Raw genomic sequence first — 20,418 nt, 5'->3', positions numbered from 1 at the left:
TCCCTGAAAATTAGCGGCGCGCGCCCAGCATGGCGAGGCGAATAAACGCGCGTTCCACCAGCGCCAGCGCCGGTGCCGTCTGCGCGGCAGAGCGCAGCGTGAGGTCGGTATCTGTCAACACGCCCAGGGCCAGCTCAAGATTAGCAGCCCCCCAGCTTTTGGCCTGCCGCGCCACGCGATCACGGTCGCGCACGCCATAGATCGGCGCGCCCGGATTGGCGGCAATGCGGTAGAGCGTTCGGAAATGGCGCGTGGCCATAATCGTCAAGGTCACGGCAGTGACACCTTGCGCCTGTAGCTTGTTCATCACCGGACCGATGTCAGTGGCGCGGGCTTCGGCCACCACATGCAAGATATCGTCGACATCTGCTTCGGTCGATGTGGGCGCACAGGCGGCAATGTCATCGGGGGTTAGCGGCGATGTGTCGTTCAGCTTGTAGAGCGAGAGCTTTTCCAGCGTCTGGCGGAAATCACCGGGATCAATGGCGCGGGCCAGATCGACCAATACGGCCATCGCATCGCCTTCGGGCACGAGTTTTGCGTCGGTCAGCATGCGCTCGATCTCGCCTCGGTCGGGCGGGTTGTCATAGATCGCAGCGGCATAGGCGGCAGGATGGCCTTCAAACGCCTTGCGGACCTTTGAGGTCTTTTTCAAATCGCCGCCTGTAACGATGATCTGCGCATCACCCTGTTGCCATTCGCCAAGCGCGCCGATGACTGCGGCGGCAACCGTATCATTCACATCTTCGACAAAGGCCGCACGCGGGCCGGGGAAAAATCCCACCGCCTTGATCGCATCCATAAGCATTGCGGGATCACGGCGCAGCTCTGCCGCCGGGATGCGTGTCAGGCGCATCTCTTCTTCCGCGTTCGGACCAAGCAAGGATTTCAGCAGTTCCTGACGCTTGAGCGCCACGCGCATGGCGTCACTGCCAAAAATTAGAACGCCCGTTTTGGCCGGATCAGGTTTGGCGAAATAGGCACCTGCATCGCGAGGGGAAAGCTTCATCCGCCCAGATCGGCCGCATAGAGCCGGGTTACGATCTGGTCGGCCATGATGTTCATCAAACGTTTCTGCGCATCCTGCGCCCCGGCAAGCGTAACAATCGTGGTGCCGGTTGCGGAATAGCCTACAAAGTTCTCGACCTGGCCAGAGGTGACGATGCTGCCCGTCTCAAGATTGCGCAGCGCATAGTCGACCACGGCGATCCGGTTGAACCTGTTCGTGTCGCCTTCGCGGTCCACAGCAAGCTGTGCGACGGTGGTACGGATGCTGGTGGACAGCGCAAAAGCGGCATTGTCGCCGCCGCGGCCCAACCGCTCTTCCAACTCGCGCACGAGGATATAGCTGTCCTGATCGTCTGGAGCATCCACTTGCACGCGCCCTTGCAAAAGCGTCCCGGTGCCGCCGGGCCCATAGACAGGTTCAAACCCGCAGGCGGCCAGTGCCAGCGGGGCCAATAGGAAAAAGCGGCGATTTAACCTTGTATCAGGCAACGACATTCACAATCCGTCCGGGCACGACAATGACCTTCTTGGGTGCCGCACCATCAAGTGTTCTGACTACAGCTTCATGGGCCAGTGCGATTTTTTCAACCTCTTCCTTCGGCATGTCGGCGGGAACCTGTATTTCTGCGCGACGCTTGCCGTTGATCTGGATCGGCAGGGTGACCGTATCATCAACCAGCATCGCCTCGTCCACTTTGGGCCAAGGGGCGGTGGCAATCAGGCCGGTACCGCCCTGCCGTTCCCAAATGTCCTCGGCCAGATGCGGCGTCATCGGTGACATCAACTGTGCCAGCGTCATGATTGCCTCACGCTGGGCAGCATGACCCGCCTTGGATTTCTGCAAGGTGGCGGTGAAGGCATAAAGCTTGGCGATGGCTGCGTTGAAGCCAAAGGATTCCACGCCCATTGTCACGTCATGGATGGTTTTGTGCATGGCACGCAGCAACTCTTCGTCGCCCGTGCCTTTGGCATCCGCGTTCATCGTGACGATCCGGTCGCTGATATTCCACACGCGGCCAAGATGCTTGAACGCGGCCTCGGCACCGGAGGCTGTCCATTCCACGTCCCGCTCGGGGGGCGAATCGGAGAGGACAAACCAACGCGCGGTGTCCGCGCCGTAGTTCGAGATGATGTTCAACGGGTCTACGACGTTCTTCTTGGACTTGGACATTTTGGCCGAGGGGATAATCTCGACTTGCGTGCCATCGGCAAGCTTCCCGTCTGTTACCTCTTCGGGGAGGTGGTAGACGGGGCGATTGTTTGCATCGCGTGTCTGATAGATCTCGTGCGTCACCATGCCTTGCGTAAAGAGCGCGTCGAACGGCTCGTTCGCAGATTTCGGCAAATGGCCGGTCATTTCCATCGCGCGGGCAAAGAAGCGTGAATAGAGCAGGTGCAGAATCGCGTGTTCGATGCCGCCGATGTACTGATCGACATTCATCCAATAGGCAGCGTCTTCCATATTGGTAGGCGTGTCGGCATGTGGCGCTGTGAAGCGGGCGAAATACCACGAGGAATCAACGAAGGTGTCCATCGTGTCGGTTTCGCGCTTGGCAGGTTTGCCGCAGGACGGGCAGGCGCAGTCGCGCCATGTGGGGTGACGGTCAAGCGGATTGCCGGGCGTGTCAAAGCTGACATCGTAAGGCAGCTCAATCGGCAGGTTCTCTTTCTTTTCCGGCACAACACCGCAGTCGTCGCAGTGCACCACAGGGATCGGGCAGCCCCAGTAGCGCTGGCGCGACAAGCCCCAATCGCGCAGGCGGAATTTGGTGACGCCCTGACCCACCCCATTGGATTCGCAAAATGCGATGGCGGCGTCGATGGCCTCGTTTCCGGTCTGCCATTGCTCTCCTGCGAAACCGCGATTGTAGAATACTTTCTCGGTCTTGGCGGGCACATAGGCCTCATCCAGCACGTCCGCGCTGTCTTCGCCTGGCAGGTAGGTCGAGATGATCGGCAGTCCGTATTTCGTCGCGAAGTCAAAGTCGCGTTCATCATGCGCCGGACAGCCAAAAATCGCGCCGGTGCCGTAGTCCATCAGGATGAAGTTGGCGATGTAGACCGGCAATTCATGGGATGTATCAAAGGGATGACGCACGGTGATGCCCGTGTCAAAGCCCAGCTTCTCGGCGGTCTCGATCGCTTCTTCGGTGGTGCCGCCCTTGCGACATTCGGCACAGAAAGCCGCGACGTCCGCGTTATCTCTCTCCAGTTCTTTGGCCAGAGGATGATCGGGCGAAATGCCGACAAAGGACGCGCCAAGCAGGGTATCGGGGCGGGTAGTGTAGACTTCGATCCGGTCGAAGCCTTCGGGAGCCTCTACGGTGGAGAAGGCAAACTGGAGACCGCGTGATTTGCCGATCCAGTTAGCTTGCATCAGTTTCACCTTGGCAGGCCAGTTGTCGAGCGTATCAAGCGCCGCAAGCAATTCTTCGGAATGTTCGGAGATCTTGAAGAACCATTGGGTCAGCTCGCGTCGTTCCACAAGCGCACCCGAGCGCCAGCCGCGCCCTGCTTCGACCTGCTCATTCGCCAGAACGGTCATATCCACCGGATCCCAGTTCACGATGGCGTTCTTGCGATAGACCAGTCCTTCGGCGAGGAAATCAAGGAAAAGGGCTTGCTGCTGTCCATAGTATTCGGGGTCGCAGGTCGCAAACTCGCGGGACCAGTCAATGCTGAGGCCCAGCGGCTTCATCTGGTCGCGCATGTCCTTGATGTTGCCGTAGGTCCAGTCTTTGGGGTGACCGCCAATCGCCATCGCCGCGTTTTCGGCGGGCATACCAAAGGCGTCCCAGCCCATCGGATGCAGCACATTGTGCCCTGTCGCAAGTTTGTAGCGCGCAATCACGTCGCCCATCGTATAGTTGCGCACATGCCCCATGTGGATGCGGCCCGAAGGATAGGGGAACATCTCGAGCACATAGTACTTCGGCTTATCGGCGGAACGGACCGCCTTGAAGATATTGTCTTTTTCCCAGGTCTGCTGCCAGCGGGCTTCGATTTCGGCGGGGGTGTAACGGGTCATGGGCGGTTGGACCTTCTGGAATGGAAAACGCCGGGCTGTTTGGTGAAAACAGAACCCGGCGTGTGAGATGTGGCGCGAAAGGCGGGCTCAGAATTTATTGGCAGCAATGCGTAGTTCGCGGGCACGGCTGAGAATGGCGTCTTCGACCGCACGGGCAGTGGCGCGGGATACGGCACGCCCACCCTGCGTTTGCAGCGCGACATTAAGCGAGCGGGCATCCAGTGCGGGATCGTCAATCAGCACAGTGGCACGATACGCACGGCCCCCGTTTGGCGGTGTGCCATAGCCGGTGACGATGACGCCGGTGAAAGGGTCGATGGATTGCACAGGCAGAAAGCTGAGCACTTCAAGAGAGGCAGACCACAGATACCTGTTCACCGAAACTGACTGATCCGCCTTGTTGGCGCGAAAGATCGACCAGATCGTGTTGTTCGGGTCCATCTCAATATTATTGGGATTCGTCGGGTCGGTATAAACGTCAGCGCGTTCAGTGGCAGGGCTTCCGAAGCCGCAGGCCCCGAGCGACCCGACGAGCATGAGCACGAGGGCCATTTTGCAGCGGGACTTGAGAGCCATACGAATATTCCTTTGCCTGTTTGTGCAGAGGTTTATCCAAGCTGTCCATTCTGGGCAAGGCATATGATGCAGGCGATTCGTGTAAGGACTATGGAAAGAAAGGCGGTTTTGAGCCCTACCTGTGGCTGCCGCCGCGCAAACTGTGGCAAAGCTGCACCAATAGTCGGGGCAATCATCTGCAGATGCGCTGGTTTCTTGCCAAGCTGGGGGCATTGGATGCAAACACCACTCGTACCCTTTCCGGATTCCCCGGTCTGGGCAGTCAATTCAAACCGAGGGAAAACTCATGAAAAAAGTTCTCTTCGCTACAACGGCTCTGGTTGCGACCGCCGGCGTTGCAGCAGCAGACGTTACATTCGGTGGCTACGGCCGCTTTGGTCTTCTTTATGTCGAAGACGCGCCAAACGAGCTGTCCGTGACAAGCCGTTTCCGTCTCCAGATCGACGCGACAGCTGAGTCCGACATGGGCGTCACATTTGGTGCACGCGTTCGTATCCAGCAGGACAACGACGATCCAATCGACACAGCTGATGTTGGCGCACCAGGTTCCGCACCTTCCGGTTTCTTCCGCGGTGACCGCGTAGGCACAGGCATCAACGGCGTTCGTTTCTTCGCACGTTCAGGTGGTCTGGAAGTCGGCGTTGGTAACATCTTCGGCGCTCTGGAGTACATGAAGGGCCAGTACCCAATCGATCTGGGTCTGACCGGTCACTCCTATGACTACACAGCGTACAACTTCCGCGGCGACGCGTACGACTCCGACGAGGGCGGCGCAGCTGGCCAGAACGGTATCGAAGTAACGTACTCCGCTGGTGACCTGAACGTTCACGTGTCGGCTTCTGACGTCAACGACCGCATCGCGGCTGTTGTCGGCTACTCCTTCGGCAGCTTCAACGTTTCCTTGGGTGCACAGGACTCCGACTCTGACACAGACACAGAGCTGACAGCGTCCATCAACGGTGCCTTCGGCCCAGCAGACGTAACACTGACGTATGCCGATAACGGCGACGATGGTGACCACGTTGTTCTGGCCGGTCGTTTCGACGTTGGCGCAGCGACAGTTGTTGAAGCCTATGTTGCGGATGCAGATTACTTCGCCGAAACATCCTACGGTATCGGTGTTCACCACGACATGGGTGGCGGTACATCCATCCGCGGTGGTATCTCTTCCAACAGCGCCGGCACAACTCTGGCCGACCTGGGTGTGCGCTTCAACTTCTAAGTTGAACGTCATCTGACAGATTTGGGGCGGGCCTTTGGCCTGCCCCTTTTCTTTTGTGCGGCTCTGTTGTTATTTGCCCCTCTGATCAAAGGGGCAATCATATGAGCTTGCAAGACATCCAAACCCGTATTGCGAAAGCCGAAGCCGATGCAGGGCGTGCGCCCGGATCGGTCACCCTGATTGCGGTCAGCAAGGTGCAGCCGAACGCCCGGGTTCAGGCGGTGCTGGATGAGGGCCATCGCTGTTTCGGTGAAAACAAGGTGCAGGAAGCCTCTGGCAAGTGGCCGGAATTTCGCGAAACCTACAAAGGCATTGACCTGCATCTGATCGGCCCTTTGCAAAGCAACAAGACGCGCGCTGCGATGGGCCTGTTCAACGCAATACACACGCTGGACCGTCCGAAACTGGCCAAAGCCATTGCCCGCATTGCGCAGGAAGAGGGCCAATGCCCCGACCTGTTTGTTCAGGTCAACACGGGCGAGGAGGATCAAAAGGCCGGTGTCCTGCCCACCGACGCCGATGCTTTTGTGGCGGAGTGCGTTGCACTTGATTTGCCGGTGAAGGGGTTGATGTGTATCCCGCCCGTCAATGAAGAACCGGCGCTTCACTTTGCCCTGCTCGCCAAGATCGCTGCGCGAAATGGCCTGTCGGGACTGTCGATGGGTATGAGCAGCGATTTCGAGCGCGCGATTGCGCTGGGGGCGACCCATATCCGTGTGGGCTCCGCAATATTTGGCGAAAGAGTTGCGGGATAAAGCTGGAATTTGCAGACGAACGCTGGCGATACCTTTGTGGCAAGCGTCGTGTCGGGTATTTGGAAAAGGGTGAAATCAGGGGATGATCAGCCGCGTTCGGTGCCGGATTTTCGGGGCGATATGGTGCAGATCTGCGCGGTTTAGTGCGACACAACCTTCCGTCGGGTATCCGGGCCGCCGCCACTGGTGAATAAAGATCGCAGACCCGCGCCCCGGCACGGCACGGGGCCAGTTCCAGTCGGTCAGCAGGATCAAATCATAAAGCGGATCAGCCCGCCGCAGCGCTTCGTGGCTGGGCGCATAGGGGGCACGGACCATGTTGTTGTAATCTTGGTCTTTCGGGTCGTCAGACCACAGGTCACCGGGGCCGATCGGAATGGCCCAGTCGGAAGGGCGCGCCAGCCTGTCAGGGCGGTAGAGCATCCCGACGATGCGATGCACGCCACGCGGAGTTACCCCGTCGCCTTCGCGTTTGCGCTCCGTTACGCCGCCTTTGCCGATAGTACACGGATAGGTCTGGCCCCTAAACCGCAGGCCTTTCGATGTCAGCACCATGTCCCAGGCAGACATTTGCCGTGTCACAGCAGGTGGCCAGATTTCGCTGCTTTGGTCGCAAGATAGCCTGTGTTGTGATGGTTTTCGCCCACACGCAAAGGCACCCGTTCAGACACATCGATACCGCTGTCCCGCATCATCGCGACCTTGCGTGGATTATTCGTCAGCAGACGCACGGCCGAGAATCCCATGGATTTCAGAATGTCCGCCCCAAGGCGGAAGTCACGTTCGTCGTCCTCGAACCCCAGTCGGTGATTCGCCTCTACGGTGTCAAAACCCTGATCCTGCAGCGAATAGGCGCGCATTTTGTTGGCAAGCCCGATGCCGCGCCCCTCTTGATTGAGGTACAACAGGACGCCGTGTCCTTCACTGCCCATCTGAGCCAGTGCCGCCCGCAGCTGTGGGCCACAATCGCATTTAAGACTGCCCAGCAGGTCGCCGGTGAAACAGGCCGAATGCAGGCGCGTCAGCACGGGTTTGCCCCGGTCAGGGCGACCGATCTCGATGGCGTAATGTTCTTCCCCTCCGTCATCGGGGCGGAAGATATGCAGACGCCCGGCTTCCGAGACTTCCATAGGCAGGCGCGCATGCACAATTGGTTGCAGCGGACTGCGCCTGGTCAGCGCATCGGTTGCGGCGGCGCAATCAACCTGCGTTAGACCGTGGGTGGCAGCAAAGGCCGCGCCCTTGGCAAGGCCAAGCACGAGAACCGCAGGTAGCAACCGTGCGGCCTTGACCAAGGCCAAAGAAGTACGATGCGGGCTCGTATCGCCACCGCGATCACAGGCGAACGGCCCTTTCATCGGGACGCGCAGATCATCGGCCGGGTCTGCGATGCTCTGGACCCAAGCGGGAGTTGCATCGTCCGGCAGCTTGATTCGGGCCAGATCCCCGTCATAGACTCGCGCTTTCAACGTTTCGGCACGCCGGGCCGTGACCGTCAGCACGGGCTCCCCTCCGAGGGCAAGAATATCGGCCAGCCGTTGCGCGCTAAGCGTTTCGGCGGCCAGCACCAACACGGGATGTGGTCCTGTCAGCACCACGGGGACGCCCATACGCAAATCAGCCCGCGCGCGGGCCAGTTGCTCTGTGATATCGGGGGCAAGGCTCATTTCGTGTTACAACTCTGTTGTCATTTGGCGCAATACTTACGTTAGCCGGACCGGAATTGAAACATTTGACGCGGCTTCGTACACGCGGACGTGACAGAATGACCGCTACGCTTGTTCTACAGGGCAAGAGTACACACTTTAGTGACGAGTTTAACGGGAGGAATCCGATGGCGCAGTTAAAAAAGATACTGCTGGTAGACGATGATGACGATCTGCGCGAAGCGCTGAGCGAACAGCTGATCATGACCGAAGACTTCGACATATTCGAAGCTGCCAATGGCGCAGATGCCATGACCCGCGCCAAGGAAACGCTGTATGATCTGGTGATCCTCGATGTGGGGCTGCCGGATACCGATGGCAGAGAGCTGTGCCGTTTGATGCGCAAGCAGGGGGTCAAAAGCCCGATCATGATGCTGACAGGCCATGACGGTGATGCAGATACCATTCTGGGTCTGGATGCGGGCGCTAACGACTATGTGGCAAAGCCGTTCAAGTTTCCCGTGCTGCTGGCGCGTATCCGTGCGCAGTTGCGCCAGCATGAGCAATCGGAAGACGCGATTTTCCAGCTTGGGCCTTATACGTTCAAACCTTCGATGAAGCTTTTGATTACCGAAGACGAGAAAAAGGTTCGGTTGACGGAGAAAGAGACAAACATTCTCAAGTTTCTTTACCGGTCGAGCGAGGGCGTCGTACCGCGCGACGTGCTTTTGCACGAGGTATGGGGCTATAACGCCGGGGTCACCACCCATACGCTTGAAACGCACATTTATCGCCTGCGCCAGAAGATTGAACCGGATCCGTCGAATGCACGCTTGCTGGTCACTGAATCTGGCGGCTACCGCCTGATGTCATAAATCTTCACGGCGACGGAACCAAATCCCGCGTTCTGTCGTTTGTAAGAAAGAGCGGTTTTTTTCATGAGTTTCCGCTTGGTTGACGACCCGAAGTTTATGTCCGGGTGCAGACATATTTTCCCCCGATGAACTGGGTCGGACCTTCGGGTCCGGCCCTTTTTTTCATACCGCGTCACAGGCCGTTCCGGTTCTTGCGTTTCCCCTGCGCTCATTCTCGCTTAGGGTGCGCAAAACCCTAAATCGGAGCAGTCCTATGTCTTTTTCTCTCGCCACCTGGAACATCAACTCGGTTCGGCTGCGCGAGCCTTTGGTGCTGCGGATGCTGGCCGAACACGGGCCGGATGTGCTTTGTCTGCAAGAGTGTAAAAGTCCGGTCGACAAGATTCCCTTGGAGGGTTTCAGGGCGGCGGGCTATGGCCACATGGTGGCGCGAGGCCAGAAGGGATACAACGGCGTCGCCATCCTGTCCAAGCTGCCGCTCGAAGATGTGGGCGACAAGGATTTTGCCGCGCTGGGTCATGCCCGCCACGTTGCAGCCCGGCTTGAGAACGGGACGACCATCCATAATTTCTATGTGCCTGCGGGCGGGGACAAACCTGACCGCACCATTAATGAAAAGTTCGGTCAGAAAATGGATTACCTGTCCGAGATGCGTGACTGGTTTCATGCAGAAAAGCCTGAGAAGGCCATCCTTGTCGGCGATCTGAACATCGCCCCGCGCGAGGATGACGTCTGGGATCACAAGAAGCTGCTTAAAGTCGTCAGCCATACCCCGGTCGAGGTTGAGGCGCTGGGGGCCACGCAAGATGCAGGCGGATGGGTTGATATCACCCGGCAGGATATTCCTGACGGCAACCTGTACAGCTGGTGGTCTTACCGGTCGCCAGATTGGGACAACGCCGACAAGGGTCGCAGGCTGGATCACATCTGGGCCACACCTGATATATCAAACGCCGCCCACTCCAGCCATATCCAGCGGGCGGTGCGTGGATGGGAGCAACCCAGCGACCATGCACCGGTTTTTGCAACCTTTGACCTTTGATTCTGCGGTCAAAGCGCTCATATATCCCACGAACGCGATAGCGAGGATGAAGATATGGAACTGAACCTGATGGGTGCCGCAGGTGCCAATGACGCTGATCAGATTAAGGACAGCGATGAGGCCAGCTTTATGGCTGATGTGGTCGAGGCGTCGCAGACGATCCCGGTGATCGTTGATTTTTGGGCACCCTGGTGCGGCCCTTGCAAAACGCTTGGGCCCCAGTTGGAAGAGGCCGTGCGTGCCGCCAAGGGTGCGGTCAAGATGGTCAAGGTCAACGTGGACGAAGCGCAGATGATCGCGGGGCAATTGCAGATTCAGTCGATCCCGACAGTCTATGCCTTTCATAAGGGCCAGCCGATTGACGGCTTCCAAGGCGTCGTACCGCAGTCCGAAATCAAGGATTTCGTGAACCGTGTGGTGAAGGCCGCAGGGGGCGAGGCCCCCGACGATGGTCTGGCCGACGCAATTGACGCGGCTGAGGAAATGCTGGCCGAGGGGGCTGCCACGGATGCAGCGCAAACCTTCGCGGCGATATTGGGCGAGGATCCGAATAACGCCGCCGCATATGGCGGCATGGTCCGGGCCCACATTGCAATGGATGAGCTGGATCAGGCGGAGGCGCTGCTCAACGGTGCCCCGATCGAGATTTCAACATCGCCCGAATTGGAAGCAGCGCACGCGCAGCTGGCGCTGGCTCGCCAAGCGGCAGATGCTGGGCCGGTGGCCGAACTAACTGCTGCGGTTGAAGCGAACCCAGATGACCTGCAGGCCCGTTTCGATCTCGCTCAGGCGCTTTATGCAAATGGCGACGCCGAAGGCGCGGTTGATCACCTGCTGACCCTCTTTGGTCGCGATAAGGAATGGAACGAAGGGGCTGCGAAAACGCAACTTTTCACTATTTTCGATGCCTTGAAGCCAAACGATCCAATCGTTCTGAACGGACGGCGCAAATTAAGCTCTCTGATATTTGCCTGACCCCTGCACCGCGCTAGATGCCGTAACATGATAAAGCAAACAGAACTGCCAGATACGATTGCGATCTTTCCCTTGGGCGGTGCATTGTTGCTGCCCCGCTCAAGGTTGCCGTTGCATATCTTTGAGCCGCGGTATCTTCAGATGATTGAAGATGCGCTGAAAACAGACGCTCGCCTGATCGGTATGGTGCAGCCCAACAAGGTGCCTGGCCGTGAAGGACCGGGCTTGCAAACCATTGGCTGTGCAGGGCGCATCACCCAGTTTTCCGAAACCGAGGACGGTCGATATATGATCACTCTCGGCGGCGTTTCGCGCTTCCGTGTGGTCAACGAGGTCGAAGGCTTCAGTCCCTACCGCAAATGCGTGGTGAACTGGGACGGTTTCGAGCGTGACCTTGGCGATGGGGAGGACGATACAGGGTTCCATCGCAAACCCTTCCTGGATTTGCTTGGCCGCTACTTTGAGGCGCGTGGTCTGTCTGCGGATTGGAGCACGCTGAAGGAAGCAGACGATGAATTGCTGATCAATTCATTGTCAATGATGCTGGATCTGGAGGGCGAGGACAAACAGGCCTTGCTTGAAGCCCCATCGCTTGAAACACGGCGCGAGACCCTCGTGACGCTGATCGAATACGCCCTGCGCGGCGGAGAAGACGAAGGCATGATGCAATGACCGATACTGTTGTCCCATTTGACCGCCGCATGCTTGAGGCGCTGATCTGTCCGCGCAACCAGACCACGCTGAGCTATGACGCGGAAAAGCAGGAACTGGTGTCGAAAGCCGCCGGTTTGGCCTATCCGATCCGCAACGGCATTCCTGTGATGCTGATCGACGAAGCACGAAAGCTCGACGACGATTAAAGCTGTTTGCCCTGCATCAAGCGGGGCAGATCGCCGGTCAGGCCTGCGGCTTCGCGCATGAAACCCCGGCGTAGCCCGGGCAAAGCATTTACCGCAGCCATTCCAACGTCGCGTGCCATCCGGACAAGTGGATTGTCGTTTGAGAACAATCTATTGAAGCTGTCCGTCGCCAATGCGAGTGCCGCGTTGTCGAAGCGGCGCCATTCTTGATAGCGAGCGAGCACCGCATCTGATCCAACGTCTTCACCGCGCCGCGCTGCATCCGCGATGACTTCAGCCAGTGCTGCAATGTCGCGCATACCGGCGTTCAATCCTTGCCCCGCAATGGGATGCACGCCATGCGCCGCATCTCCCACTAGTGCGACACGCGGTGCAACCATCGTGTGCGCCAACGACAGCCCGAGAGGATATGTGTACCGCGCTCCGGCAAGCGAGACCTCGCCCAGAAAACTGCCGAAACGGGGGCGCAACACATCCAAATATTCAGCGTCGGGCAGCGCCTGAATCCGTGCCGCATTCTCGGCGCTCTCGCTCCAGACAATGGAAGAGCGATTGCCGGTCAGCGGCAGAATGGCCAGCGGGCCGGGCGGCATGAAGAATTGATGCGCCACGCCGTGATGCGGCAATTCGTGTTCAATGGCGCAGACCAGTGCTGTCTGGCGATAGGCCCATTCGGTACGTTTGATTCCTGCGCGTTGTCCAGTGCCGGTTCCGCGCCCGTCAGCCCCGACAGCCATCCGCGCCCGCAACGTCTTGCCTGAGGCCAGCGTCAGCGTCACGCCAGCGGCATCTACGGTTTGCACGGTTACCGTTTCCCCATCGCACAGGGTCACACCATCATTGGCCGCCACCGCATCCAGCAGCACCCGTCGCAGATGCCGATCCTGCAACATAAAGCCCATTGGCCCTTCTTCGATCTCGGCGTGATCAAAATGCATGAACATCGGAGAGGGACCATCGCCCGCGCGGCCATCGGTCACTTTGATCTCAAGCATCGGTTGCGCATCAGGGGAGAGGGCGTCCCACAGGCCTAGCCCATCCAGCATCCGCGTCGAGGTCAGCGCCATCGCATAGGACCGCCCGTCAAAGCCCGGCTCTGATTTAGTCGTTTGCAGTTGCGCGTCAATCAATGTGACGTGCTGACCGGCTTTGGCCAGAGCCAAGGCTAGCGTAGTGCCGTTCAGCCCGCCACCGATGATCGCGATATCTGTGTCAAATTCCATGCGCTTCAATATGGCGGTGAGGCAGGGATTGTCCATGTGCGCAAGCGTCGCTACGCTTTGCCTGACCGAATTGGGGGAATGAGTGATGCAAGACTGGCTGACAATGACTGCCGCCGACCTTGGCCGGGGCATCGGCGCGGGCGAGATTGATCCGGTGGCACTTTGCCAGACCTATCTGGGCGCCATCGAGGTCCACCCGCTGCGCGATCGCATCTATGCCCGTGTCACAGGTGATCGGGCGCTGGCCGAAGCGGCTGCCGCTGCCGAACGTGCGGCCAGCGGGCATCGTTTGTCCCCGTTGGACGGCGTGCCGATATCTTGGAAAGATCTTTTCGACACCGCAGGCATAGGGACCGAAGCGGGCTCCAAATTGCTGGAAGGACGTGTGCCGGACCGCGACGCCGTGGTTTTGGCCAACGCAACCGCTGCCGGGCTGGTCTGTCTGGGCAAGACCCATATGAGCGAGCTTGCTTTCTCCGGTCTCGGCTACAATCCCAGCACGTCGACACCGCCGTGCGTCAACGATGCTGATGCGGTATCGGGCGGGTCGTCTTCCGGGGCTGCGGCCTCCGTTGCATTCAATCTCGCGGCCGCCGCCATCGGCTCCGACACGGGCGGGTCCGTGCGCGTGCCAGCGGTCTGGAACGATCTGGTGGGGCTGAAAACCACCTCCGGGCGGTTGACGCTTGAAGGCGTTGTGCCGCTTGCAATGAAATTCGATACCATCGGCCCGCTCTGCCGTTCTGTCGAAGACGCAGGCCTCTTGCTCGCATTGTTGGAGGGCAGCAAGCCTGCCGATCTGCGGCAAGCAGACTTGAGCGGGCGGCACTTTGCTATCCTACGCACATTGGCGATGACGGATCTGGACGATGCACCTAGGGCGGCGTTTGAAACTGCCTGCGCTAAATTGATCGAGGCGGGGGCGACAATCGACGAGATCGATGTGCCAGAGGTCGAAGAGGCCAACGCGCTGGCCGGATGTCTCTATACGACCGAAGCCTACGGCCTGTGGCGCGACATTATCGAAGCAAATCCGGACAAAATGTATTCCGAAATCCTCGAGCGGTTTCGATTGGGCCAGAACCACTCAGGCGCTGATTATGTCGCCGCATGGGCCAAAACGGATGCCCTGCGTGCGCAATATGATGCGGCAGTGGCGGGCTATGATGCGGTGTTGGTGCCCACTTGCCCCATCCTGCCGCCAAATCTGGCGCGGCTGGAGCAAGACCACGACTATTACCTCAGCGAAAATCTGATGACTTTGCGAAATACCCGCATTGGAAATTTGATGGGGGTTTGCGCGATTACCCTGCCCACGGATACGCCTTCTTGTGGTTTGATGCTGATGTGCCCACCAGATATGGAAGAGACTCTGCTGCGCTTGGCCGCTGCAGCCGAGGAGGCGCTGCGCTAGGGTTGGCCTAAATGCCACAAAGGCCTGATTGCGTTCCGGTTTTTCTGGACGGGCCGCAGCGCCTTGGGTACTTTGGGGAAAACGGGGCGATAATGATCCCGATCCGAGGCAGTTGTAATGTTGTACCCAGAGCGGTTTTCGAACCTTCCGGCACATGCTTGGCCGCGTCTGCGCGCCTTGCTGGATGTCCACGAAGGTGGCGGACCATTGATCCAGATGACGATTGGCGAGCCGAAACATGCGTTTCCGGCCTGGGTTACCGATGTGATCACGGAGCATGCGGCCGGGTTTAACCGTTATCCCCCAAATGATGGCGCGCCCGAACTGAAGTCCGCCATCGCAGGCTGGATCAAACGCCGCTACGGGGCCGAAATGGACGCCGAGACTGAAGTGATGGCGCTAAACGGCACGCGGGAGGGGCTGTATAACGCGGTTATTGCGCTGTGTCCTGAGACAAAGAACGGGAAAAAGCCTGCGATCCTGATCCCGAATCCTTTTTATCAGGTCTATATGATCGGCGCGATTTCAGGTGCTTCTGATCCGGTGATGGTCAATGCGACCAGTGCCACCGGCCATCTGCCTGATTTTCACAGCGTGCCCGAAGAAACGCTTCAGCGCACCACCGCCGCCTATATCTGTTCGCCCGCGAACCCGCAGGGCGCCGTGGCGGACCGCGCGTATTGGACCGATCTGATCGCGCTGGCCGAGAAATACGATTTCAAGATTTTCGCCGACGAATGTTATTCAGAGATCTACCGCGACACGCCGCCTGTCGGTGCGATGCAAGTGGCCGAAGAACTGGGCGTGGACCGCAACCGTATTGTCATCTTTCACTCGCTCAGCAAACGGTCAAACCTGCCGGGGCTCCGTTCCGGCTTTGTGGCATCCGGTGCGGAAACGATGCGCGAGATCAAACAGTTGCGTAATTATTCCGGTGCGCCCCTGCCGCTGCCCTTGCAAATGGCTGCAGCTGCGGTCTGGAATGACGAGGCGCATGTCGAGGAAAGCCGTAAGCTCTATCAGGAAAAGTTCGAGATCGCGGACCGTATCCTTGGCAATGTACCGGGATACGTCAGCCCCGAGGCCGGATTTTTTCTTTGGTTGCCGGTCGAGAATGACGAAGAGGCCGCGGTGAAGCTCTGGCGCGAGACTGGCGTTAAAGTCTTGCCGGGTGGTTATCTGGCACAGGACGATGCAAACGGGGAAAACCCCGGAAACACATACATTCGGGCGGCCTTGGTTGCCCCCAAAGACGAGACAGAGCGGGGGGTGGACCTGATCCGCACCTGCCTCTATGCGGCGTAAAGTTGAGGGACGAGTAGATGGCATATCAGACACGCGGGCGCGACCCACTTCTGGACAGCAAGATGGCGGAAGCCATTGAGAAACGTGGCAAGGAATTGCTGGGGCTGGTGCTGATCCTGTTGGGCGTCATGGCCGCGATGATGATCGGCAGCTACACGCCGGATGATCCCAACTGGATGGTCTCGACCGATGCGCCGGTGCAGAACTGGATGGGCCGTCTGGGGGCATCTATCGCGGCACCTCTCTTTATGATCGTCGGCTGGGGCTCTTGGGGCATTGCGGTTGTGCTATTGTTCTGGGGCGCGCGGTTTGCGCTGCACTACGGGCAGGACCGCGCGGTTGGTCGTCTGATATTCGCACCGATCGCTGTAGCGCTCGGGTCTCTTTATGCCGCAACACTGGCACCGGGGCCGGAGTGGCTGCAAACCCACAGCTTTGGCTTGGGCGGATTGTTTGGCGATACGGTCATGGGCGCTATCCTGACGATCCTCCCCATCGGGTCGACCTTCACCGTCAAACTGATGTCTCTGCTGATGGGCGTTGCCATTCTGGCACTGGGGTCTTTCGTGCTGGGCTTTACCAAATTCGAAATGCAGCGTTTGGCACGCTTTTTGCTGGTCGGGATCATCATGGCCTACGCAATGCTGATGGCCGTACTGGGCCGGGGCGCCAGCGGTGCCGTGCAAGCCGCCCAGGGGTTGCAGGCCCGTCAGGCCGAACGCCGCGAACAAAACCGCATCGCCGCCGAGGAACAGGCAGCTTGGGAAGCCAGTCAGCCCGCCTATCACGCGCCTGCTGCACCCGATCTGCCTGCGGAGCCAATGATGCAGGCTGCCGAACCTGCCGAGCAGAAAACCGGCTTGCTGGCCCGTATGCCCGCCCTGATCAAGCGGCCTGATGCCATGCCGGAGCCTGAACTGATCGAGACCTACAGCACCGCAGAGGTCGACGAAGGCCCCGGCGAGGACCGTATCAAGTCCAAGATCGCTGATGTCATCAAAAACCGCGTACGCAGTGCGACCGCTATTCACACAAACGCCACTGCACCCTTGACCAAAGGGCGGGGCCGCGGCCCTGATGCTCTTGTGCTCAACACCACTGCACAGCAGGCGCCGTTGCCACCAGAACCGCCCCTGACCGGTACAAGGGCCGAGCCGCCCCTGACCGCTTCGCGTCTGTCGATCACCACCGCTGCCCCTTCAGCGCCGATTCCGGTCGCGCCGATGCCCGAAGCGCGGACCCCCGAAGCTGACCCCGTTGAAGACGCCGTATTGCCGCTACAGGAAGCGCCCGAACCTGTCGTGCCGCCCATTCCCGTGGCGGAACCCCGCCAGATCGTGCAGCAACCGATCCGCAAGCCGGTCCAGCCCTCCAAACAGGCGCAGGCCGAAGCACAGCCCGCGCTTAGCTTCGATGATTCGCACCCTGGCTTCGAGCTGCCGCCGCTGAACCTGTTGGAAAGCCCCGAGAGCGTGCAGCGTCTGCACCTGTCCGATGAGGCTCTGGAAGAAAACGCACGGATGCTGGAAAGCGTTCTGGACGATTACGGTGTGAAGGGTGAAATCGCTGCCGTGCGGCCCGGCCCCGTTGTCACCATGTACGAGCTTGAGCCTGCGCCGGGCCTCAAAGCCTCTCGTGTGATCGGGTTGGCCGATGACATCGCCCGCTCCATGGCGGCGCTGTCTGCGCGTGTTTCTACCGTGCCAGGGCGGTCGGTGATCGGCATCGAACTGCCCAACGAAAACCGCGAGAAAGTTGTCCTGCGCGAGATCCTTGCCGCGCGTGACTTTGGCGACAGCAACATGCGCTTGCCGCTGGCGTTGGGCAAAGACATTGGTGGTGACCCTGTGGTCGCCAACCTTGCCAAAATGCCCCACCTGTTGATTGCGGGTACAACTGGTTCCGGTAAATCCGTGGCGATCAACACGATGATCCTGTCACTGCTCTACAAGCTGACACCAGAAGAATGCCGCCTGATCATGATCGACCCCAAGATGCTGGAACTTAGCGTCTATGACGGTATCCCACATCTGTTGTCCCCGGTTGTGACCGACCCGAAAAAGGCCGTGGTCGCGCTCAAGTGGACCGTGGGCGAGATGGAAGAGCGCTATCGCAAGATGTCCAAGATGGGCGTGCGCAACATCGAAGGCTACAATGGTCGTGTCCGCGACGCCTTGGCCAAAGGCGAATTGTTCAGCCGAACGGTCCAGACCGGATTCGACGAGGATACGGGCGAGCCGATTTTCGAGACGGAAGAGACCACACCCGTGGCGTTGCCCTATATCGTCGTGATTGTTGACGAAATGGCCGACCTGATGATGGTTGCAGGCAAAGAGATCGAGGCCTGCATCCAACGTCTGGCACAAATGGCGCGGGCCTCTGGCATCCACCTGATCATGGCGACACAGCGCCCGTCCGTGGACGTGATCACCGGCACAATCAAAGCGAACTTCCCCACTCGGATCAGCTTTCAGGTCACCTCGAAAATCGACAGCCGCACAATTCTGGGCGAAATGGGTGCCGAGCAGCTTTTGGGCATGGGCGACATGCTCTATATGGCTGGCGGAGCCAAGATCACCCGCTGTCATGGTCCTTTTGTCAGCGACGAAGAGGTCGAGGAAATCGTCAACCACCTCAAGCAATTCGGCGAGCCGGATTATGTCGGTGGTGTGGTCGATGGCCCGGCCGAAGACTCAGAGGCCAATATTGACGCGGTGCTGGGTCTGGGTGGCAATACCGATGGCGAAGATGCGCTTTACGATCAGGCCGTTGCGGTCGTGATCAAGGATCGCAAGTGTTCCACCAGCTACATCCAGCGCAAGCTTGCTATTGGATATAACAAGGCCGCGCGATTGGTGGAACAAATGGAAGATCAGGGGCTTGTCTCGCCTGCCAACCACGTAGGCAAACGCGAAATTCTTGTGCCGGAACAGGGGTAAGGCTTACCTCCGTAACCCTTGTTCGATGCACAAATCACCGTCGGGATCCTCCCACCCGGCGGTGTTTTTTTGTCTGGAATGATCGTTTCTGCCTTCCGCCCCCCACTGATCGAGGTGTCGATAACGACACCATCATCGCACTTGCAGTTGGTCCCAGATCCGTACGGCCAGCCCCGCCTCCGCGCAAAAAATTGCCGGCTGTTATCGCATATCACCGCCTGACGCCCTATGTCTGATCCAACAGGCAATCACAGGACAATCCAAATGCGTATCCTTACATCCTTGACCTTGGCCGTTGGGCTTGCGGTCATGACACCTCTGGCGGCGGCAGCACAAAAGCTGCCCCTGAATGAGGTTTCGGCCTATCTAAACAAGCTTCAGACCGCCAAGGGCGAATTCACACAAATCAATGATGATGGATCGATCAGCACTGGTACGATCTATATCAAACGCCCTGGTAAGGTACGGTTCGAGTATAATCCGCCAGATACTGCGCTGGTCGTGGCGGGCAGCAATACCGTTGTGATTTTCGATGAGAAATCCAACCAGCCTGCCGAAACCTACCCCTTGGCGCGTACGCCGCTGTCGATCATTCTGGCGCGCAACGTCAATCTGGGTGCCGCTAATATGGTGACAGGCCATTCCTATGACGGAACCGCGACTGTGGTGACCGCTCAAGACCCAGCCAACCCGCAGTACGGTAACATCCAGCTCAAGTTCACCGGCAACCCGGTGGAACTGCGGCAGTGGATTATCAATGACGGCAATGGCAGTCAGACGACAGTGGTGCTGGGCGACCTTCAAAAGGGCGGCAACCTGCCCAACCGGCTGTTTGATGTCGGCACGCCGGGCAGTAATCTGAACCGGTAAGGTTTAAGGAAATGCGCCATATTCGGCGCATTTCTTGCCTTAGCTGATCCGCACTAGCGGCATCTGGCCAGTTGGTCACGGTACATTGCGGACCGTGCATCAACTTTACCAGCAACACCAACCAGCCACGCCTTGCGGTTATAGCTTTGGTTGCGGAAGCCCGTATGACCCTCGTGATAAGCCAGATACTGGTTGCGTGCATCACTCAGTGACACGCCGTTCCGGTCGCGGGTCTGGTTCATATACCACCCCATGAAATCGGTGGCGTCATTGATCCGGTCCCGCTTGGCACGGCGCTTGTTCTGGTCCTTCAGGTACTCTTCCCAGGTCGCATCCAGTGCCTGCGAATAGCCGAACGCGCTGGATTGGCGGCCCATCGGGATGACACCCGCGACATAGCGGAAAGGGGTCCGCGCATCGGCGATAAATTTGCTTTCCTGATGGATCGTCGCCATCATGACGTGCGTGGGCACGCCCCACTTGCGCTCGACGTTGCGGAATGCTCTGCGGTATTCGGGGCGCTCTCTCAGAATGGCACAGGCATTGTCCAACTCGCGGGGGGCAGACGTTTGTCCACCACCGCAGGACGCAACCAGCATCACAAAAATCAGGGCGCGAAGGGTTCTGCTCATCTGCCTCTCGCTTTTCGTTTATTATATTTTGACGCAGTTTAACCGATT

The 20,418-nt window shown here is 58.8% G+C and carries 19 protein-coding genes; 11 read left to right on the top strand and 8 right to left on the bottom strand.

The genetic code is table 11. From position 1 onward, the window contains the following. Positions 1-10: 10 nt before the first annotated feature. The 4 genes from holA to Z945_RS0100550 form a co-directional block, all read right to left on the bottom strand. Complete coding sequence (holA, locus tag Z945_RS0100565) at positions 11-1,009, bottom strand: DNA polymerase III subunit delta (protein ID WP_025050182.1); 999 nt, start codon at positions 1,007-1,009, stop codon at positions 11-13. Continuing rightward, positions 1,006-1,503, bottom strand: a complete 498-nt coding sequence (gene lptE / locus Z945_RS0100560) for an LPS assembly lipoprotein LptE (RefSeq protein ID WP_025050181.1) — start codon at positions 1,501-1,503, stop codon at positions 1,006-1,008. Before lptE ends, holA begins: the two co-directional genes overlap by 4 nt. Continuing rightward, positions 1,490-4,036 carry a leucine--tRNA ligase gene (leuS, locus tag Z945_RS0100555; RefSeq protein WP_025050180.1) on the bottom strand — a complete coding sequence of 849 codons (2,547 nt, stop codon included), beginning with the start codon at positions 4,034-4,036 and terminating at the stop codon, positions 1,490-1,492. Before leuS ends, lptE begins: the two co-directional genes overlap by 14 nt. An 87-nt stretch (positions 4,037-4,123) precedes the next feature. Next, positions 4,124-4,612 (bottom strand): DUF3576 domain-containing protein, encoded by a 489-nt coding sequence (locus Z945_RS0100550; RefSeq protein WP_025050179.1) that lies wholly within the window; start codon positions 4,610-4,612, stop codon positions 4,124-4,126. Positions 4,613-4,898: 286 nt separating this feature from the next. Between Z945_RS0100550 and Z945_RS0100545 the strand changes: the two genes are divergently transcribed. Beyond that, complete coding sequence (locus Z945_RS0100545) at positions 4,899-5,834, top strand: porin (RefSeq protein ID WP_025050178.1); 936 nt, start codon at positions 4,899-4,901, stop codon at positions 5,832-5,834. 101 nt (positions 5,835-5,935) lie between these two features. Continuing rightward, on the top strand, positions 5,936-6,589 hold the full coding sequence (locus Z945_RS0100540; RefSeq protein ID WP_025050177.1) for a YggS family pyridoxal phosphate-dependent enzyme: 654 nt from the start codon (positions 5,936-5,938) through the stop codon (positions 6,587-6,589). Positions 6,590-6,664: 75 nt separating this feature from the next. Here Z945_RS0100540 and Z945_RS0100535 read toward each other — a convergent pair whose 3' ends face one another. Both Z945_RS0100535 and ribA read right to left on the bottom strand, forming a co-directional pair. After that, on the bottom strand, positions 6,665-7,159 hold the full coding sequence (locus tag Z945_RS0100535; RefSeq protein WP_025050176.1) for a L,D-transpeptidase family protein: 495 nt from the start codon (positions 7,157-7,159) through the stop codon (positions 6,665-6,667). Positions 7,160-7,167: 8 nt separating this feature from the next. Further along, positions 7,168-8,256 carry a GTP cyclohydrolase II gene (gene ribA / locus Z945_RS0100530; protein ID WP_025050175.1) on the bottom strand — a complete coding sequence of 363 codons (1,089 nt, stop codon included), beginning with the start codon at positions 8,254-8,256 and terminating at the stop codon, positions 7,168-7,170. A gap of 167 nt (positions 8,257-8,423) precedes the next feature. Between ribA and Z945_RS0100525 the strand changes: the two genes are divergently transcribed. From Z945_RS0100525 to Z945_RS0100505, 5 genes are all read left to right on the top strand, one after another. Then, positions 8,424-9,110 carry a response regulator transcription factor gene (locus Z945_RS0100525; RefSeq protein ID WP_025050174.1) on the top strand — a complete coding sequence of 229 codons (687 nt, stop codon included), beginning with the start codon at positions 8,424-8,426 and terminating at the stop codon, positions 9,108-9,110. 253 nt (positions 9,111-9,363) lie between these two features. Beyond that, positions 9,364-10,152 (top strand): exodeoxyribonuclease III, encoded by a 789-nt coding sequence (locus tag Z945_RS0100520; protein WP_025050173.1) that lies wholly within the window; start codon positions 9,364-9,366, stop codon positions 10,150-10,152. Between the two features lie 54 nt (positions 10,153-10,206). Continuing rightward, a complete protein-coding gene (trxA, locus tag Z945_RS0100515; protein ID WP_025050172.1) occupies positions 10,207-11,127 on the top strand; it encodes a thioredoxin in 921 nt (306 codons plus the stop codon). 27 nt (positions 11,128-11,154) lie between these two features. After that, the gene (locus Z945_RS0100510) at positions 11,155-11,799 is read left to right on the top strand and encodes an LON peptidase substrate-binding domain-containing protein (RefSeq protein ID WP_025050171.1); all 645 of its coding nucleotides are present in this window, start codon (positions 11,155-11,157) and stop codon (positions 11,797-11,799) included. Next, positions 11,796-11,987, top strand: a complete 192-nt coding sequence (locus tag Z945_RS0100505) for a Trm112 family protein (protein WP_025050170.1) — start codon at positions 11,796-11,798, stop codon at positions 11,985-11,987. Before Z945_RS0100510 ends, Z945_RS0100505 begins: the two co-directional genes overlap by 4 nt. Here Z945_RS0100505 and Z945_RS0100500 read toward each other — a convergent pair. Beyond that, positions 11,984-13,210, bottom strand: coding sequence for an FAD-dependent oxidoreductase (locus Z945_RS0100500; RefSeq protein ID WP_081780904.1), 1,227 nt, complete (start codon positions 13,208-13,210; stop codon positions 11,984-11,986). The two genes, Z945_RS0100505 and Z945_RS0100500, sit on opposite strands and share 4 nt — an antisense overlap. Before the next feature lie 85 nt (positions 13,211-13,295). On the opposite strand from Z945_RS0100500, the gene Z945_RS0100495 reads away from it, so the two are divergent. From Z945_RS0100495 to Z945_RS0100480, 4 genes are all read left to right on the top strand, one after another. Beyond that, positions 13,296-14,624 (top strand): amidase, encoded by a 1,329-nt coding sequence (locus tag Z945_RS0100495; protein ID WP_025050168.1) that lies wholly within the window; start codon positions 13,296-13,298, stop codon positions 14,622-14,624. A gap of 117 nt (positions 14,625-14,741) precedes the next feature. Continuing rightward, entirely contained in the window at positions 14,742-15,929 is a 1,188-nt protein-coding gene (locus Z945_RS0100490; RefSeq protein ID WP_037970183.1) for an aminotransferase class I/II-fold pyridoxal phosphate-dependent enzyme, read from the top strand. Between the two features lie 17 nt (positions 15,930-15,946). After that, complete coding sequence (locus tag Z945_RS0100485) at positions 15,947-18,868, top strand: DNA translocase FtsK (RefSeq protein WP_025050166.1); 2,922 nt, start codon at positions 15,947-15,949, stop codon at positions 18,866-18,868. 264 nt (positions 18,869-19,132) lie between these two features. Next, on the top strand, positions 19,133-19,738 hold the full coding sequence (locus Z945_RS0100480) for a LolA family protein (protein ID WP_037970180.1): 606 nt from the start codon (positions 19,133-19,135) through the stop codon (positions 19,736-19,738). Between the two features lie 53 nt (positions 19,739-19,791). Here the strand turns inward: Z945_RS0100480 and Z945_RS0100475 are convergent, their stop codons facing one another. Further along, the gene (locus Z945_RS0100475; protein ID WP_025050164.1) at positions 19,792-20,370 is read right to left on the bottom strand and encodes a transglycosylase SLT domain-containing protein; all 579 of its coding nucleotides are present in this window, start codon (positions 20,368-20,370) and stop codon (positions 19,792-19,794) included. Positions 20,371-20,418 lie beyond the last annotated feature (48 nt).

Source organism: Sulfitobacter noctilucae (genome assembly GCF_000622365.1).
Classification (GTDB): Bacteria; Pseudomonadota; Alphaproteobacteria; order Rhodobacterales; family Rhodobacteraceae; genus Sulfitobacter; species Sulfitobacter noctilucae.
Note: the sequence above shows the minus strand (reverse complement) of the source record. Positions and strands in the feature narration are given on the sequence as shown.